The organism is Corynebacterium sp. HMSC070H05 (assembly GCF_001837615.1).
Classification (GTDB): domain Bacteria; phylum Actinomycetota; class Actinomycetes; order Mycobacteriales; family Mycobacteriaceae; genus Corynebacterium; species Corynebacterium coyleae.
This window is the reverse complement of sequence record NZ_KV833293.1, coordinates 59,297-75,187: the sequence shown is the minus strand read 5'-3', so window position 1 is coordinate 75,187 and position 15,891 is coordinate 59,297. Positions and strand designations below refer to the sequence as shown.

Sequence of the window (15,891 nt, the reverse complement as noted above, 5' to 3'; positions counted from 1 at the left end):
AACTCCTCGGGTGGGGCGATCTCCACGATGCGGCCGGCGTCCATGAACGCGATGCGGTCGGCAACCGCGCGGGCGAATGCCATTTCGTGAGTGACCACGATCATGGTCATGCCGTCCCGGACGAGGCCAACCACCACGTCGAGGACTTCGCGGACGATTTCGGGGTCGAGGGAGGCGGTGATTTCGTCGAGAAGCAATGCCTTCGGCTGCATCATCAGTGCACGCACGATGGCCACGCGCTGCTTCTGACCACCGGACAGTTCGCGCGGGCGAGCGTCGGCCTTGGCGGCGAGTCCCACGCGTTCGAGCAGCGCAAGCGCCCGTGAGCGGGCCTCATCCTTGTCCGCGCCCTTGACCACCTTCGGAGCGAGCAACAGGTTCTCCATCACGGTCAGGTGCGGGAACAGGTCGTAGGACTGGAACACCATGCCAACGTCGGAGCGGACGTCCTTGAGTTTGGTCGAGCCGGCGGTGACGTCGCGGCCGTTGACCAGAATCTGGCCGGAATCCACCGACTCCAACCCGTTGACCGTGCGTAGCAGTGTGGACTTGCCGCAGCCGGACGGACCGATGATAGCGAGGACTTCGCCGGGGCTGACGGCCACGGAGACGTCGTTAAGCGCCTTGTGCCCGTTGGGGTATGTCTTGGAAACTTGCTTGAGCGAGATGAGCGACATCTAGCTCCACCTTTCTTCCAGCTTGCGCGCGGCGAGCGAGATGGGAAAACAGACGAGAAAATACAGCAGGAACACCACGCCGTAGATCCACAGGGCGGCGGACGGGTATTCGAAACGGTTGGCGTCGATGATTTGCTGCGCCACCTTGAGCACCTCCACCACGCCGATCAGCGCGACGAGCGAGGTGGTCATGATCATGCGGTTGGTCAGGTTGATCGTCGCGGGGATCAGCCCGCGCAGCGCCTGCGGCAGCACAACGTGACGATAAAGCGCGCGCCCCTCAATGCCCAGCGCCGCCGCAGAGAGGTACTGGTGGCGCGGCACCGACTCGATAGCGGCGCGCACCAAATCACCGAGCTCAGCTGTGCCCCACAGCGTGAACACGATCACCGCCGCCACCCGCGCATCCAGGTTCAGCCCCCACGCGCGCGTGGCGTCGAAGTACACCAGAAACAGCAGCACCAACTGCGGCATGATGCGCACAAACTGCAGGTAGGTCTGGGTGATCACGCGAACAATTTTGCTTGGCGACGACATCACCACCCCCAACAGCGTCCCCAACACAATCGACAAACCCATCGACGCAAGCGCGATCTGGATGGACACGCCAAGGCCCATGAGGAGGCGTTGGAAGTTGTTGCCGTCGGCGAGGACTTGGAGATCAGAAAACATTCGCGCGCACCTTCTTCTCCACACGTCCCGCGATGAGCGAAACCGGCAGCAAAATGATCAGGTAGAACGTGACCAAAAGCAGCAACGCCTCGCGCGTTTCGTAGGTCTGGCCGATCTGCTCCTTGGCGGTGTAGACCAAATCCGGCAGTGCCACGATGCTGACCACCGAGGTCTCCTTGATCAGGAAGATGATGTTCGCCGTAATCGCCGGCAGCGCAAGCGCCGTGGCCTGCGGGGCGACGACGTGGCGCAGCGCCTGCATCCGCGACATGCCCAGGCTTAAACTGGACTGCAACTGAATCGGGGCAACCCCCTCCAGGCCAGCGCGGATCGCCTCCGCCATGTACGAGCCACCCAGGAAGGCCAAGCCCACCACGGCGCAGGTCTCGCTCTCCAGCACGACGCCCATCTTGGGCAGGCCGAAGTACAGGAAGAACAACTGCACCAGCAGGGGAGTGTTGCGCGAGAGCTCGATGTACACCCGCGCGATCTGACTGATCACGGGCACCTTGAAGAACCGCACCCCGGCCACCAGCGCGCCAACGATAAAGGCGAGCACAATGCCTTTGGCGGCAACCCTCACCGTGAGGACTGCCGCCGAAGCATAAACCGGGATGTTCTCGGTAACGACCGAAACGTCCATGAGTTAGAGCTGGCCACCCTCAACGACCAGGTCATCCGCGGAAACCGCGTCGCCGTACACCGGCTTCAGGGTCTTCTCGTAAGCGTCGTGGAAGAAGTTCTCCTTGCCAAGATCGACCAGTTCGTTGTTCATCCATTCGCGCAGGTCGTCGTTACCCTTCGCCACTGCGCCCGCGATGGTGTCGGTCTCTCCCAACGTCGGGATCGTCGCAGAGAAGCCGTCGGTCTTCCCGGCCCATGCGAGAGCCTCCGTGTTGTCGGTGACCCAGGCGTCGCCGCGGCCGTCGATAAGCGCGTTCGTCGCCTCGGTGTACTGCTCAAACTTGGTCAGCTTGATCTCCGGGTGGTTCTTCTCCAGGTACGCCTCCGCGGTCGTGCCCTTAACGACGATCACGTTCTTGCCCTCAAGCCCCTCCACGCTATCGATCGGCGCATTGTCCGGGGTAACCGCACCCAACGACACCTTCATGTACGGGTTGGCGTAATCCACCTTCTCCGCACGCTCCGGGGTCACCGTGAAGTTAGCCAGGATGATGTCGACCTTGTTCGTGTCCAGGAACTCCACACGCGAGGCAGCCTCCACCGGCACATACTCGACGTTTACGCCCAGGTCCTCGCCCAGACGGTTGCCGTACTCGATGTCGTAACCGGCGAACTCGCCGTTCGAATCCACGTAGCCGAACGGGGACTTGTCCGAGAACACGCCGATCTTTACCGAGCCGTCCTCTTGGATCGTGGCCACATCGCGGAAGCCCGCGGCCGGCTCCGCGCCGTTCGTGGCGTCGGTGTCGCCGGACTCCGCGGAGCAGGCGGTGAGGGTAATGGCGGCGAGGACCACGGCGGCGCTGGCTGCGAGGCCCTTGCGGGTGTTGCGGGACGGGAAGAGTGACATGACAGTGAACTTTCTTTTGTAAAACTACGGCGGCGGATACCGCTTGGTTCAGTAAAAGTACACCAGTCTGTCTAGTTTTGTGAACTGGGGTGTTCGCTTTGTATTCATGCGGCGCGTTTCGGCTGCTAGAAGTCGTTACCAGGAATTCGTTGGTGCGGGGTTGAAGTGGCACGAACGACATCCCGGTAACGACATTTGCGAGGGAGGTACGGTGCAGCCGATTGGTCGGCATCGCTGCATGGCAGTCGAGTTTGGTCTGTACGTAAAGGCACTAGTGGGTCATAATCGAAACCGTAGGCTCGAATTGAGGAAGGAGGCGCAAGTGAATCAGTTTTATACCTATGAACGCTTTGCACAATGGGTGCAATGTGAACTTGCTGCCGAAAATGATTCCTCTTTTGTGGTGCGTGTGCTGAAGCGAGTTGTGTCAGAGATCCGGGATATTAAAGATCACGAGGAGTTTATAGCGGCGCACCGTGAACCGGATACGACTGGAGATGCAGATTGGGATCGTGTCATTCGAGCTGCTGCTGAGATGACGTACTCCGAACGCTTCCCTGGGGAGAGCCCTGGATGGTCTGCTGAGATTTCCGAACCCCCTGAGGCCTGGTTCTACCCGACGAGTCGTCCTTCTCGGTTCGTTTTCAACCTTGAACGGACTCCGATCTCCTTCCGTAAAAGAAGTATCTGCTTGGGTGAGGGAAATCTACGAACGGCGAAGGATCACGATCGCCCGTGGATCTAACCTGAACGGCAGGGACGTTCCGCTGCTAGATGTCGTTAGTGTGGCCTGGAAGGGCGCACCACCGGCTACCGCGGCTCCACCGGGTTGCCTTGCCAGACGGTGTTGGTGGGGACGGAGTCGCCACGCATGACCAGCGAGCCGGGGCCCACGGTGGCTCCGGCGCCGATAACGGAGCCCGGCAGGGAGACGGAGTGGGCGCCGAGGGTGGCAGACGGCTCGATGGTGACGGTGTCCAGCGACATCACGCGGTCTTGGAACAGGTGCGTCTGCACGACGGTGCCCGGCCCGACGGTGGCGCCGGCGCCCACGGAACACAGGTCGGTTTCGGGGAACCAGTAGGACTCGACCCACGCCCCGGGCCCGATGCGAACGCCCAACGCCCGCAGCGCCAGGTTCATTTCGCCGGAGCCGGTGGCCCAGTTGAAGAACCAGGGCGCGGCGATGACTTCGATGAACTGGTCTTGCAGTTCGTTAAACCACACGAACCACGAGTACAGCGGGTGTTCGCCGGCGCGGTGTTTGCCCACGAGGACCCACTTGGCCACCACGGCGGAGGCCACCGCGACCACGCCCACAGCCATCCACACCAGCCCGCCGAGCAGGTACGTCCACCAGCCGATGCGCTCAAGCAACGTCACCACGCAAGCCGCGAAGAGGGCTGCCAGCACCGCCTGGGTCATGGGCGCTAGAAGACGCATCGTCTCGACGACACCACGCCTACGCACCAACCCCTTCGTCGGTTCGTACGTCGCTTCACCTGCGGATTCGACCTCGACGCGGCGCATGCGCTCGGGCGGGGATCCCCACCAGTTCGAGTGCGCCTTGGACTTCTTCGGGCTTGCGGACAGCACGGCCACCAGGGAGTGTTTGGCCAGTTTGCGGCCTGGGGCGACCATGCCGGAGTTGCCTACGAACGATCGCTTACCGACGACCGCGTGGTCGGTCCGTATCCATCCTCCGCCGATTTCGTAGCCGCCGGCGAGGGTGTCGTCGGCAAGAAATGCGCCTTCGCGGACTTCGGTGAGTTTCGGCACCATGACCGCGGTGGACACTTCTGCGTGTTCGCCGATGTCGGCGCCGAGCAGGCGCAGCCAGACGGGGGTGGCGGCGCCGGCGTAGATGGGGAAGTAGCGGGTACGGGCGTCGTCCATGAGGCGGGTGACGGTCCATAGGCTCCAGCCGCGAAGCGACCGGACGGGGAACACGCCGGGTTGGACACCAAGTTGCGCGAGGCGCACGCCGGCCCAGGTCAGGGTGAGTCCGAGGCCGATGTAGACCACGCCACCGACGGGCGCGAAGACCAGCAGGCCCCACACGGAGCGGGTGTCAACCAATCGCGCCAGGCCGAGCGTCGCCGCCGCACCACCCAGCACCGCCAGCGCGGGCAGCACCGACAACACCAGGGAGGTCAGTCCGTACGCAAGCGCCCACATGGGGCGGCGCGGCGGGCGTTCGTTGGGGAAGCGGTGCTTGGAGCGACCCTTCTTGCGCGCGGGTGAGCCGGCCCAGCGGGCGTGCTTCTTCACCGGTTTGTCGCCGGTGACGGTGGAGCCGGCCTCCACGTGGGCGCCCTCGCGGATTTCGGTGCCGGGCATCAGTGTGGAGCGCGCGCCCACGCGGGCGTCGGGGCCGATGACCACGGTGCCGATGTGGAGTTCGTCGCCGTCGAGCCAATACCCGCCGAGGTCCACGCCGGGCTCGATGGCAGCGCCCTCCCCGATGGTGGCCAGGCCTGTCACCGGCGCGAACGCGTGCATGTCCACGTCCTTGCCCACCGTGTTGCCCAGTAGCCGGGCGGTGACCTTGGCGGCGTTCGCGCTCGCAATGTTCATCGCGCCGGAGGCCGCCAGCCACCGCTCAGCGGCCCACAGCCGCAGGTGCACAGCGCCGCCGCGCGGGTACACCCCAGGCTCGATCCGACCCCGGATCGCCCGCGCCCCGAGCGCTCCGATCGGGATGCGCCCCAACGGCGTGCACAGCACCGCAAACGCCACCGCGAGCCAGGTCCACGACAGCGTGGTCAGGCCCAGCACATTTGCTGCGACCGCCACCCACGTCACCGCCGCCGACGCCTTCAGCGTCATCACCGGCACCATGAGCAGCGTCTGCGCCAGCCGGGTCGCGCCCGAGACCGGAGCCACAGAACGTTCGCGGGTGGAGGTTTTGGCGGTGTGGGTGAGGTCGTCGATAAGCGATGCAAGCGCTTCCAACCTGGGATGGTCGTAGAGGTCGCGCACCGCGATGGTGGGCACGCGCTCGCGCAGACGCGCGATGAGCGAGGCGGCAGCTAGCGACGATCCACCTAACTCAAAGAAATCCGCATCCTTGCCCGGCACGTCCAGGCCGAGCACCGCCACCCATGCTTCAGCGACCCACTGCTCGGTCGGCGTCATGCCGACCGCGTCCACGCCGGCGGGCAGCGGCCACGGCAGGGCTTTCTTGTCCACCTTGCCGGAGGTGCGGATCGGTAGTTCGTCCATCACGTGGATGCGCGGCACGAGCGCGGCCGGCATGACCTCGGCGAGGCGCTCGCGCATCTGCTGCACGTCCAACGAAACGCCGTCGTCGGGGGAGACATATCCGACGAGCACCTTGTCGCCTGCGGGCAGCGTTTGTACGGCGACGGCGGAGTTATACACGCCCTCGAGCGCGGCCACGTTGGCCTCCACCTCGCCGAGCTCGATGCGACGCCCGCCGATTTTCACCTGGTCGTCGGCGCGGCCGATAAACGCCAGGCCATCCTCGGTGAGCCGCACGTGGTCGCCGGTGCGGTACGCGCGCTCCCAATCGCCCATGGGCGCGTACTTCTCGGCGTCTTTCTCCGGGTCGAGGTAGCGCGCGAGGCCCACGCCGCCGATGATCAACTCACCTGCTTCTCCCTCGCCGTCGCTTGCGATGGTGAGGCCCCAGCCGTCCAGCGGCCAACCGATGGTCACCGGCTTGCCGGGGAAGAGCCGGGTTGCGCTGGCAACCACGGTCGCCTCGGTGGGGCCGTAGGTGTTCCACATCTCGCGGCCGTCGGCAAGGCGGTCGGTCAGTTCCTGGGAGCAGGCCTCGCCGCCCACAATGAGCAGGCGAATGTTGTCCAGGGCCTCCTTCGGCCACAGTCCGGCGAGCGTGGGCACGGTGGAGACGACCGTGATGTCGCGACGGATCAGCCACGGGCCCAAATCCTGACCCGAGCGCACCAGCGCGCGCGGGGCCGGCACCAAACACGCCCCGTGGCGCCAGGCCAGCCACATCTCCTCGCACGACGCGTCGAACGCCACCGACAGGCCCGCAAGCACGCGGTCGTCGGGCCCGAGCGGTTCGTCCTGGCAGAACAGGCGCGCCTCCGCATCCACGAAGGCGGCGGCCGAGCGGTGGGTCACCGCTACGCCCTTTGGTTTGCCGGTGGAGCCCGAGGTGAAGATGATCCAGCAGTCGTCGTCGGGGGTGACTGTTGCAAGCGCGCCAAGCTCGCCGCCCAACACACCACCACCAACCGGCGCCTTCACCAACCGCAGGCCCTCGTCGGTCCAGATGGCGTCCACGTCCGCTTCGGTGAACACGGTTTCGGCGCGCTCGTCCGGGTCGTCGGCGTCGACGGGGACGTAGGCGCAGCCGGCGCGCATCGTCGACAAGATTGCGAGGTAGAGCTCGCGGGAACCTGACGTCATCCGGATGCCGACGCGACCCCGGTACGGCACACCCTGGGTGCGCATGGCGGTGGCGCGTTGGTCGATTTCTTCGACGAGTTCGGCGTACGTGATTACTTCGCCGTCGTCGATGGCCGCCGCGCCGGGGTGGGCTTCGGCGGAGGCGAAAAGGACATCAATAAGTGTCCGCTCCGGCGGGGCGAGGTGGCTGCGCAGGAGCGGATTGGGAAGGGGCTCGGCTTGAACCATGCGGATTAGGTTAGACCTATCCGGGGCGCATCGCTCGACTACACGGCGACTACACGGCTATTCCGTCTCGAGCGCTTGCGACAGCTTCTTCAGGTTCTTCAGCTGCTTCTGGGACGACGCTTCGAGTGCGCGCTCCTCGGCTGCAACCACGTCGTCGCCAAGTTTGGCCAGCGCCTTCGTGCCCTTCTTGGTCGCGGCGACGATCTGGCGGCGACGGTCTTTCGGGTCGCGGTCGCGGGTGACCCAGCCGAGTTTCTCCAGCGAGTCGATGAGCCGCACCATGTCGGAGGCGTCGATGATCAGCAGCTCGGACAGTTGGCGCTGCGACATTGGAGCGACGTCCACGCAGGACAGCACCCAGTACTCGCGCATGGTGGTGTCGTGCTTGGCCAGGGTGCGTTCGACTTCGTCCTTGGTGTGCCTGCGCACGCGTTCGATCTGGAAGTGGGGAGACTTCAGAAGAGCAGAGGGCAGTTCAGGAAGCGTCGACATACCCCCACCATACTTCCCTGCGGCGTCCCAATGGTTGGGACGGCCTAATTTTCGTGCGGCAAACCTTGTTCGACCCAGGCGGTGGTGCCGCCCGCGACGTTGTAAATGCCGTCCCAGCCGAGCGCCTGCTCGAGGTACTCACCGGCCTGTGCGCTGCGGCCGCCGCCCTTGCAGATCAGGTAGATGTCCTGATCCGGGTCGATCTCGCCGTAGCGGGCCACGAACTCGGACAGTGGGATGTTCTTTGCGCCGGTTGCGCGGACTGCGGCGTATTCGTCGGCCTCGCGGACGTCGATAAGTTGCGCGCCTGCAGGGACTTCAGTGACTTGGACATTCTCCATGGCTCGTATGATAGCGCCCGTGACGTCCACTCCTCGCTGGGTTTATCATGTGCGCCGCATTGTCGCGCTGCTCATCGTTGTGTTCGTCGTGCGCATATTGCTTTTCGACGACACCACGCCTTCCCCCGAAACCCCCACCACGGAAGAGACGTCGTCGGAGGCGTCGGTTCGTCGAGAAGCAGCTGCGCAGATTCCAGCGGGACGGCCGGTGGAGATGGTTGTGCCGGTGTTGGGGATGCGCGCCGGGTTTGAGGCCGAGGATTGCCGGGTGGTCGATGGCGCGATCGATCCGAAGAGCCTGGATAAGGCGTGTGCGCTGACGGGGGAGGGGTACCCGTACGCGCTGCCGGGCACGGATGCGAAGGATCTTGTGGTCATCGCAGGTCACACGGGTGCGGGGGTGAGCGCGGTGTTTAACAAGCTTTACGACGGCACCACCGAGCACCACAACGTTGCCGTCGGCGACTACCTCTACGTGCGCACCGAAACCTCCGGGCAGGACTGGCTGGTGTACCGCGCGACCGATCTGCACGATCCTGACAAGAAGTCGCTTGCCTCCAACCCGGAGATCTGGGGTGACGGGCCGATGCCGGGCAGGCTGCTGACCATCAGTTGTGTGCAGCCGTCGAACCTGCTGGCCAACTCGGTGCGCAACGCGGTGGTGGGGTGGCAGCTCGAGGGCACCGCCACTGACGACGAGGTGGAAACCGTCTTCCAGCCACGTTGATTTCTGGTGCGTTGTCGCGCCCGTTTGTCAAATTGTGACAAAAGTTTCTCGTGTGACTGGTGTAAAAACTGTCAAGACACTGTAGACTTCAAGTTGAACTTTAGACTTTTCAACTTCAGGAGACCACAATGAACCGCCTTCTCGCCGCAGCCGCCGCTGGCGCTCTCGCCCTGGCCGCCCTGCCGATGACAAACGCCAACGCGCAGGACCTGCCCAAGGAAACCAAGGACGCGCGCGGCGAAACCTACTTCCTCAACGAGGAAGGCACCCACTACGTGCCTGACGCGCAGGAGGCGCTCAAGCCGTTCGCGCAGCTCGACTCCGCACAGCAGGAGAAGGCAGTTGCAATTGTCGACGCCGCCGTGGCCGGCCTCATCGACACCGGCGTCATCCGCGACGCCCAGACTTCTGTGCAGGCACCGGCACCCGCTCCCGCTCCGGAGCTCTCTGAAGAGGAGAAGGCTGAGGCGCAGTCTGGCGGCGAGGCCACCCAGGCCCCGGCTGAGAAGCCGCTTGGCGCCGACAACGTCGACTCGGCCAACCCGGACCCGGTTGCCAACGGTTTGGTCAAGTTCCCGCCAGTGGCCACCCTGGACGGCGTGACCTACTTCCTGAACAAAAACGGTCACACCTTCGTCGCCGATGTCCTGCGCGTGAACTCGGATGTCACGCCGGAGGAGATTGCGTTGAGTGATGGGCTCGTCGCAAAGTTTGCTGGCGAAATCGCGCGCCAGGGTATCGAGGCCGCTCGCGCTGCCGGCGACCTGAACGTCGACGTCGCCCCGGCTGCCCCGTACGCCGCCGAGCGTGGCGGCGCTGAAACCGTTGACGCGGCCGCCGCTGACACTGCCGCGACCGCCCAGCGCGGCCTCGCCGCCGAGACCGGCTCCAACACCCTCGTGCGCGCACTGTTTGCGCTGCTGCTCGCATCTGTGCTGGGTGCCGGCGTATACGCCTTCGCGCGCCGTCGTCTTATCTAGGACACCCGACTTGATTTACGGCTGAGAATGATGTTCTCTTAGTTCGTGAATTATAGACATCTGATCGCCACCGCCTGTGCATCCGCTGTGATCGCAGGCGGTGTCGTAGCTCCTGCAACCGCCCATGCTCACGTCGACATCGACCCACTCAGCCGTGAGTGCAAGGAAGCCACTGCAGCTGCGAAGAGGGGCGCGCCGATCCCGCACATGGACCGCTTCGTGTTTAGCGACAACGAAAACGCCCTCGTCGAAAACACCCTGTACCTTTACGCGCCGGATCACCTGAAGAAGCACATCGACCGCGCCACCGCCGAATGGGTCAAGGCCACCAATGAACTCGTGCGTTTCGAGTACGTGGACAAACCCGGCTACAAAGTCGTCACCGTCCAGGAGGCTAACCTCGGCGGCTCCGTAGGTCGCGTCATCGGCAACGTGCACAACATGAAGGTGCTGATTAACCCCGACACGATCCGTGGAGGACACGAACCGAGCATCACCATGACCCTCGCCCACGAGATCGGCCACGCCATGGGCCTTGCCCACTCGTGCGACGGTGCGCTGATGAAGGTGGGCAACAACCGCGGCAAGTCCGCGACTACCCCGCAGGCCCTGGACGCACAGGTGCTCATCCAGCACAACAACCTTAAGCAGTATGGCGGCCGCCCGCCGAAGCCGAGCACGACTGCTGCGCCTGCTCCTGCGCCGGTTGAGCCAACGACTTCTGAGCCCGCACCTGTGGTTCCGCAGCCGTCCACGCCTGAGCCGTCCACGCCTGAGGTCAGCACCGTCGTTACGACGGTCCCGGCCACAACGACCACCGAGGAACCGACCAGTGAGGAACCGACCAGCGAGACCACGGTGATCGAAACTGTCGTGGTTGAGGAACCCACCTCTGCGGAGCCGACCCCCGAGGAGACCACCCAGGTCGCTCCCGTCGAGGAACTCCCGAAGCCGACCACCCTGAAGGAAGCGTTGGATGCGGTGAAGGAAGCGGAGCGTAACTACATTGCCGCGGATGCTGCTGCTACCGCAGCGAAGGAAAAGGGTGAAGGTGTCGACGAAGCCGAGGCAGCTGCGGAGGCCGCCTGGCACGTCTTGCGGGCTGCCCAGAACAATCTTGAGGAGTTCAAGGCGCAGTACCCGGATGCCACGCTCGAGCCGGAGGAGCCAGTAACACCTCCGGCAACGCCTACGACCAAACCCGAACTCGAGCCGGAGCCAACGCAGGTGCCGGAGCCGACGTCTGAGGTAACCACCAAGCCCGAGGTGACGACGCCTCGTTCCACCACGACCGCGAAGGCAACTACGTCTGCGCCGACGACGACCTCTACGACCTCTACGACCTCGCGGACATCGACCACGTCCCCGACGTTGAAGCCCACGCCAACTACGCAGATCCAGGCGACGAAGGTCACCACGACCACGAAGGCTACGAAGCCCACGACTCCGCGTTTGTCTACCAAGACCTCGGCAGTAACGACCACACCGACTACAAATTCCTCGGAGGTTGCGCCAGCAACGAGGACGACCGCGAAGGCAACCTCGTCGGCGCCGACTACGACGTCCACGACCTCGCGCACATCGACTACGTCTCCGACGCTGAAGACCACGCCAACTACGCAGACCCGGGCGACGAAGGTCACCACGACCACGAAGTCGTCTGAGGCTGCACCGTCTACTTCCGCCGAGAAGACAAACATGGCCGCAGCAACTCCGTCGGCAGAGTCGAAGGAAACCACGACGACGCGTACGTCAGCGCAGCTCGCGGTTACCACGACAACGAGCGCGTCCACCGAGACCACGTCCACCGAGGCCACCACCACGGCAGTGGCTACTACGGTGGTGGAAACTCCGGAGGGGTCGGTCGTCGATAAGAGTACGAGCGCAACGACAACCATCACGGAATCGCTGGAGATCCCGACTGGGAAAGAAGATGGCTCGGCGAAGTCCTCGAGCAACTCGCCGCTTGCAATCATCGTGCCGAGCATTCTGCTGGTGCTTACGGGCCTCGGCGCTGTTGGGTTTTACCTGTACAAGCACTACTTCTAAACCGAAAGGGTGTGCAATTTTTCGACCGATCGGTTGATGAATCCGGGTGGTTCCCAGGCCTACTGTCGAGAAGGTCGAAAGGAACCCCGTGACTACAGTGCACACCCCAAACACAACAACCGAACACCCCGGCCGGTGGAAGGCCCTCGCGGTCCTCGCCGCGGGGCTGGCGCTGATTGTCATGGACGGCACCATCGTTGGCGTTGCCCTGCCCACGATGATCACCGCCCTTGACCTCAGCCTCACCAACGCGCAGTGGGTCAACGCGATCTACAACGTGATCTTCGCGGCGTTGCTGCTCGGCTCCGGTCGCCTCGGCGATCGCGTCGGCCGCCGCACCACGTTCGCCGCAGGCGTCGTGCTGTTCGTTGGTGGCTCGTTGCTTGCAGGCTTATCGACGACCGCAACCACCCTGATCACAGCCCGCGCCGTCCAAGGCGTCGGTGGTGCATTGGTGCTGCCGGCGACGTTGTCGTCGGTAAATTCGCTCTTCCACGGCAAGGATCGTGCCGCCGCGTTCGGTGTGTGGGGCGCCGTGATGAGTGGCACGGCGGCGCTCGGCCCGCTGCTCGGCGGGGTGCTCACGCAGTACTTCTCCTGGCAGTGGATCTTTTGGGTAAACCTGCCGCTCGGCCTGCTGGTGCTGCTGGGGATTTACGCTTGGGTGCCGCAAACCCACGGTAAACGCAACGTCCGGGGTGTCGACGTCGATGGCCTGCTGACCTCCGCCATCGGCTTCGGGCTTGTCGTATTCGGGCTCATCGAGGCGACAACGCTCGGCTGGTGGGAGAAGAAGGAAACCCTGCGTCTTGGTTCCTGGTCCTGGCCGGAGAGTTGGACTGTCTCGCCCGTGCCGTTTGCCATCGGTATCGGCCTGATCTTCATTGCCCTGTTCCTGCGCTGGGAGCTGCACCGTGCCCGCAACGGCCGCGATGCGCTTCTGGATCTCTCGCTGTTCAAAGTCGGCACCTTCTCCTGGGGCAACCTCACCGCCGCCATGGTCGCTGTCGGCGAGTTCGCTCTCATGTTTGTCCTGCCGTTGTTCCTGGTCAACGCGGTCGGCCTTTCCACCGTGCGCACCGGCCTTGTCCTTGCCGCGATGGCATTCGGCGCGTTCGTTTCCGGCGCCTCCGCCCGCCACCTCGCGGCTCGTCTCGGCGCGCCGGGTGTCGTCGTGCTTGGTCTTGCGCTTGAGGTGGTTGGTGTTGGGCTGTTGGCTGGGGTCGTCGCAACGCAAGGCTCCACCTGGCTTACCGTCGGCGCACTCGTGGTCTACGGCGTGGGGCTCGGCCTCGCCTCCGCGCAGTTGACCTCGACGGTGCTCGCCGGCATCCCCGAAGCGCAGTCGGGCGCGGGCTCGGCCACCCAGTCCACGGTGCGCCAACTCGGCTCCGCCATGGGCGCCGCGATCGCCGGATCCGCCCTGGCAGCGGCGATGGCGCGCACCATCCCGGCCTCGCTCGACGCTGTCGCCGGGGTGCCCGACAATGTGCTGTCCAAGCTGTCCGACGCCACCCAGGCGTCCGCGGGCTCGATGATCGGGCAACTTCGCGACGCCAACCCCTCCGACCCCTTCACCGCTCCCCTCGGCGACGCCCGCAGTGTGGTTGTTCAGCAGCTGTCCAGCGGGTTCGCCGAGGCCGCCGCCTGGTCGATCGGGTTCTCTGCGCTGTTCCTGCTGCTGGGCCTGCTCGGCTCGGTGATGGTGCTGCGACAGTCGAGGAAGGTGTCCGCCGTGGCGTAGTTTTCCCGCTGATCGTCTAGCTCGCAGCGAAAGCAACCAGACGATCACGCTCATACTGAAAACCGCCTTCAACATCACCTGGGGGAATGCAAAACTTTCAGCTGACCGTCTAGCTCGATCCGAAGGGGAGCTAGACGACTGCACAAAACCCCAGAAAACCCCAGAAAACCCCATCACAGAACAGCAAAAACCGGGCCCCGCACAGTCGCGGAGCCCGGCTATCAAAGACCAAACAGTCTTACTTGTCGCCCTTGTATGCGTCGATGGAGGCCTGGAGGATCTTCTCGGCTTCTGCCTTGTTGCCCCAGCCGGAGCCGGTGACTTCCTTGTTCGGTTCGAGGTCCTTGTAGTGGACGAAGAAGTGCTCGATTTCGTCCTTGACAAAGTCGGAGACGTCGTCGATGTCCTGGTAGTGGTCGTAGCGGACGTCGTCGATGACGCAGAGGAGTTTGTCGTCGCCGCCGGCTTCGTCGGTCATCTTGAATACGCCAAGCGGACGGGCCTTGACGGTGACACCCGGGAAGACTGGCTCGGGGAGGATGACGAGGGCGTCGAGTGGGTCGCCGTCGTCGGCAAGGGTGTTGTCGATGTAGCCGTAGTCGGCTGGGTACGCCATCGGGGTGAACAGGTAGCGGTCGAGGTAGACGCGGCCGGTTTCGTGGTCGAACTCGTACTTGTTGCGCGAGCCCTTGGGGATTTCGATGATGACCTCAATAGACATGGGATCTCCTTTGTTCGGTGATTGTCCGCAAATCATCATACGTGGGCTACGCTTTTGGCCGATGAAGGTATGGACTTGGGTTGCGGGCACGTTGGCGTTGGCTGCGGTTGGTGGTGTTGCTGGGTTTGGTGTGGCTGCGCATGAGCAGTTGTCGCGGATTGAGCATGCGCCGGCGTTTCGGCTTGAGCAGGCGGCGTTTCCGCTTGTGCCTGCAGAGCCTTCGCTTATCGACGACACCTTGCTGACCCAAACCCTCACCGATCTTGCTGAGAATCCTGGTCTGGGACAGTTCCATGGTCGTGTGTCCGCGGCAGGCGGCGACGTGGTGTTTGACAGGGCGTCGGGGGATGCGTTGCGCCCGGCGTCGGTGACGAAGGTGCTCACGGCCGCGGCGGCGCTGATCGAGTTGGGGCAAAGCGACACGATTACGACGCAGGTGGTGCGTGCCGCGGATTCGGGTGCGGTGACGATCAAGGCCGCTGGCGACGTGTGGTTGGACGCGGAGGCACTCGACGAGCTGGCGGGCCAGATCGGGGAGGCGTCCGAGGTGTACGTGGATACGTCGGCCTGGGCTGGCATGCCGGAGATGATGCCGGGCTGGGATCCGCTGGATATCGACGGCGGTTACGTCGCACCACTGCAGCCCGCAATGCTGTCCGGCGGGCGCTTGGACGGGGAGACGTCTGGGGACGTGCCGCGTTCGCACACGCCGGCCCTCGACGTGGCGCAGGCGCTGGCGAACCGACTCGGTGCTGGTGTTGTGGATGTGCGCGAGGCCCCCACCGACGCCGAGGTTGTCGCCGAGGTGGAATCGCCGACGCTGGTGGAGCGCCTCGAGATGATGATGAAGGAATCCGACAACGTCTACGCCGAGGCGATCGGACGCGAGGTCGCGCTCGCGCGCGGGGTGAAGGATGCGCCGTCGGCGACGCTGTCGTTGCTGCAGGAGCACGGCATTGATACGTCGGGTGTGGCGCTCTCGGACAACTCGGGCTTGTCTACCGACAACCGGATCCCGCCGGTGGTGCTGGATAGTGTGCTCGTGGAAGCTACGACCAAACCCGAACTCCGCCCGCTTCTGGCAACACTGCCGGTTGCGGCGGGCGAGGGCACGCTGGCGGACCGCTACGGCGACCTCCCAGGGCGCGGCTGGGTCCGCGCGAAAACCGGCACGCTCGACGGCACCGCCTCGCTGGCCGGGACGGTGACCAGCGTGAACGGAAACATCTACACGTTTGCGCTGATCTGTAACGACGCCGACGTGCTCGCGGCGCGCCGGGCCATGGACGAGTTCACCTCGGCGCTGCGAGCTTTCTAAAAGG

General features: G+C 64.4%; 14 protein-coding genes. 6 read left to right on the top strand and 8 right to left on the bottom strand.

Annotated features, from left to right (window positions below; all coding sequences use genetic code 11):
• The 4 genes from HMPREF2617_RS03210 to HMPREF2617_RS03195 all read right to left on the bottom strand — a co-directional run.
• Positions 1 to 677 (bottom strand): amino acid ABC transporter ATP-binding protein (locus HMPREF2617_RS03210; RefSeq protein ID WP_070839884.1); only part of this gene is annotated, 677 nt, incomplete at its 3' end.
• Positions 678 to 1,349, bottom strand: coding sequence for an amino acid ABC transporter permease (locus HMPREF2617_RS03205; protein WP_070422464.1), 672 nt, complete (start codon positions 1,347 to 1,349; stop codon positions 678 to 680). It abuts the gene before it with no gap.
• Complete coding sequence (locus HMPREF2617_RS03200; protein ID WP_070839881.1) at positions 1,339 to 1,992, bottom strand: amino acid ABC transporter permease; 654 nt, start codon at positions 1,990 to 1,992, stop codon at positions 1,339 to 1,341. The genes HMPREF2617_RS03205 and HMPREF2617_RS03200 overlap by 11 nt, the downstream gene beginning before the upstream one ends.
• A gap of 3 nt (positions 1,993 to 1,995) precedes the next feature.
• Positions 1,996 to 2,883 carry a transporter substrate-binding domain-containing protein gene (locus tag HMPREF2617_RS03195; protein ID WP_070839879.1) on the bottom strand — a complete coding sequence of 296 codons (888 nt, stop codon included), beginning with the start codon at positions 2,881 to 2,883 and terminating at the stop codon, positions 1,996 to 1,998.
• Between the two features lie 322 nt (positions 2,884 to 3,205).
• Between HMPREF2617_RS03195 and HMPREF2617_RS11845 the strand changes: the two genes are divergently transcribed.
• A complete protein-coding gene (locus HMPREF2617_RS11845) occupies positions 3,206 to 3,628 on the top strand; it encodes a hypothetical protein (protein WP_141762991.1) in 423 nt (140 codons plus the stop codon).
• A 65-nt stretch (positions 3,629 to 3,693) separates the two neighbouring features.
• Here the strand turns inward: HMPREF2617_RS11845 and HMPREF2617_RS03190 are convergent, their stop codons facing one another.
• Genes HMPREF2617_RS03190 through HMPREF2617_RS03180 form a run of 3 tightly spaced genes read right to left on the bottom strand, consistent with a single transcriptional unit; the run spans position 3,694 to position 8,348 of the window.
• Complete coding sequence (locus HMPREF2617_RS03190) at positions 3,694 to 7,515, bottom strand: Pls/PosA family non-ribosomal peptide synthetase (protein WP_070839876.1); 3,822 nt, start codon at positions 7,513 to 7,515, stop codon at positions 3,694 to 3,696.
• A gap of 57 nt (positions 7,516 to 7,572) precedes the next feature.
• On the bottom strand, positions 7,573 to 8,007 hold the full coding sequence (locus HMPREF2617_RS03185) for a MarR family winged helix-turn-helix transcriptional regulator (protein WP_070422469.1): 435 nt from the start codon (positions 8,005 to 8,007) through the stop codon (positions 7,573 to 7,575).
• A gap of 44 nt (positions 8,008 to 8,051) precedes the next feature.
• The gene (locus HMPREF2617_RS03180) at positions 8,052 to 8,348 is read right to left on the bottom strand and encodes a rhodanese-like domain-containing protein (RefSeq protein ID WP_070839873.1); all 297 of its coding nucleotides are present in this window, start codon (positions 8,346 to 8,348) and stop codon (positions 8,052 to 8,054) included.
• Between the two features lie 19 nt (positions 8,349 to 8,367).
• Here HMPREF2617_RS03180 and HMPREF2617_RS03175 point away from each other — a divergent pair, with 19 nt between their 5' ends.
• The 4 genes from HMPREF2617_RS03175 to HMPREF2617_RS03160 all read left to right on the top strand — a co-directional run bounded on the left by HMPREF2617_RS03175 (position 8,368) and on the right by HMPREF2617_RS03160 (position 13,848).
• Positions 8,368 to 9,075, top strand: coding sequence for a sortase family protein (locus HMPREF2617_RS03175; RefSeq protein ID WP_141739339.1), 708 nt, complete (start codon positions 8,368 to 8,370; stop codon positions 9,073 to 9,075).
• Positions 9,076 to 9,203: 128 nt separating this feature from the next.
• Positions 9,204 to 10,055, top strand: coding sequence for a hypothetical protein (locus HMPREF2617_RS03170; protein WP_070839870.1), 852 nt, complete (start codon positions 9,204 to 9,206; stop codon positions 10,053 to 10,055).
• 45 nt (positions 10,056 to 10,100) lie between these two features.
• Positions 10,101 to 12,104, top strand: coding sequence for a hypothetical protein (locus HMPREF2617_RS12020; protein WP_168168327.1), 2,004 nt, complete (start codon positions 10,101 to 10,103; stop codon positions 12,102 to 12,104).
• Between the two features lie 88 nt (positions 12,105 to 12,192).
• Positions 12,193 to 13,848 carry an MFS transporter gene (locus HMPREF2617_RS03160; protein ID WP_070839864.1) on the top strand — a complete coding sequence of 552 codons (1,656 nt, stop codon included), beginning with the start codon at positions 12,193 to 12,195 and terminating at the stop codon, positions 13,846 to 13,848.
• Positions 13,849 to 14,086: 238 nt separating this feature from the next.
• Here the strand turns inward: HMPREF2617_RS03160 and HMPREF2617_RS03155 are convergent, their stop codons facing one another.
• Positions 14,087 to 14,569 (bottom strand): inorganic diphosphatase, encoded by a 483-nt coding sequence (locus HMPREF2617_RS03155; RefSeq protein ID WP_070422474.1) that lies wholly within the window; start codon positions 14,567 to 14,569, stop codon positions 14,087 to 14,089.
• 61 nt (positions 14,570 to 14,630) lie between these two features.
• Here HMPREF2617_RS03155 and dacB point away from each other — a divergent pair, with 61 nt between their 5' ends.
• Entirely contained in the window at positions 14,631 to 15,887 is a 1,257-nt protein-coding gene (gene dacB / locus HMPREF2617_RS03150) for a D-alanyl-D-alanine carboxypeptidase/D-alanyl-D-alanine endopeptidase (RefSeq protein WP_070839860.1), read from the top strand.
• Positions 15,888 to 15,891 lie beyond the last annotated feature (4 nt).

Coding starts and splice junctions, on each gene's coding strand:
- HMPREF2617_RS03205 (WP_070422464.1), bottom strand. CDS start 1,349: ATGTTTTCTGATCTCCAAGTCCTCGCCGACGGCAACAACTTCCAACGC.
- HMPREF2617_RS03200 (WP_070839881.1), bottom strand. CDS start 1,992: ATGGACGTTTCGGTCGTTACCGAGAACATCCCGGTTTATGCTTCGGCG.
- HMPREF2617_RS03195 (WP_070839879.1), bottom strand. CDS start 2,883: ATGTCACTCTTCCCGTCCCGCAACACCCGCAAGGGCCTCGCAGCCAGC.
- HMPREF2617_RS03190 (WP_070839876.1), bottom strand. CDS start 7,515: ATGGTTCAAGCCGAGCCCCTTCCCAATCCGCTCCTGCGCAGCCACCTC.
- HMPREF2617_RS03185 (WP_070422469.1), bottom strand. CDS start 8,007: ATGTCGACGCTTCCTGAACTGCCCTCTGCTCTTCTGAAGTCTCCCCAC.
- HMPREF2617_RS03180 (WP_070839873.1), bottom strand. CDS start 8,348: ATGGAGAATGTCCAAGTCACTGAAGTCCCTGCAGGCGCGCAACTTATC.
- HMPREF2617_RS03170 (WP_070839870.1), top strand. CDS start 9,204: ATGAACCGCCTTCTCGCCGCAGCCGCCGCTGGCGCTCTCGCCCTGGCC.
- HMPREF2617_RS03155 (WP_070422474.1), bottom strand. CDS start 14,569: ATGTCTATTGAGGTCATCATCGAAATCCCCAAGGGCTCGCGCAACAAG.
- dacB (WP_070839860.1), top strand. CDS start 14,631: ATGAAGGTATGGACTTGGGTTGCGGGCACGTTGGCGTTGGCTGCGGTT.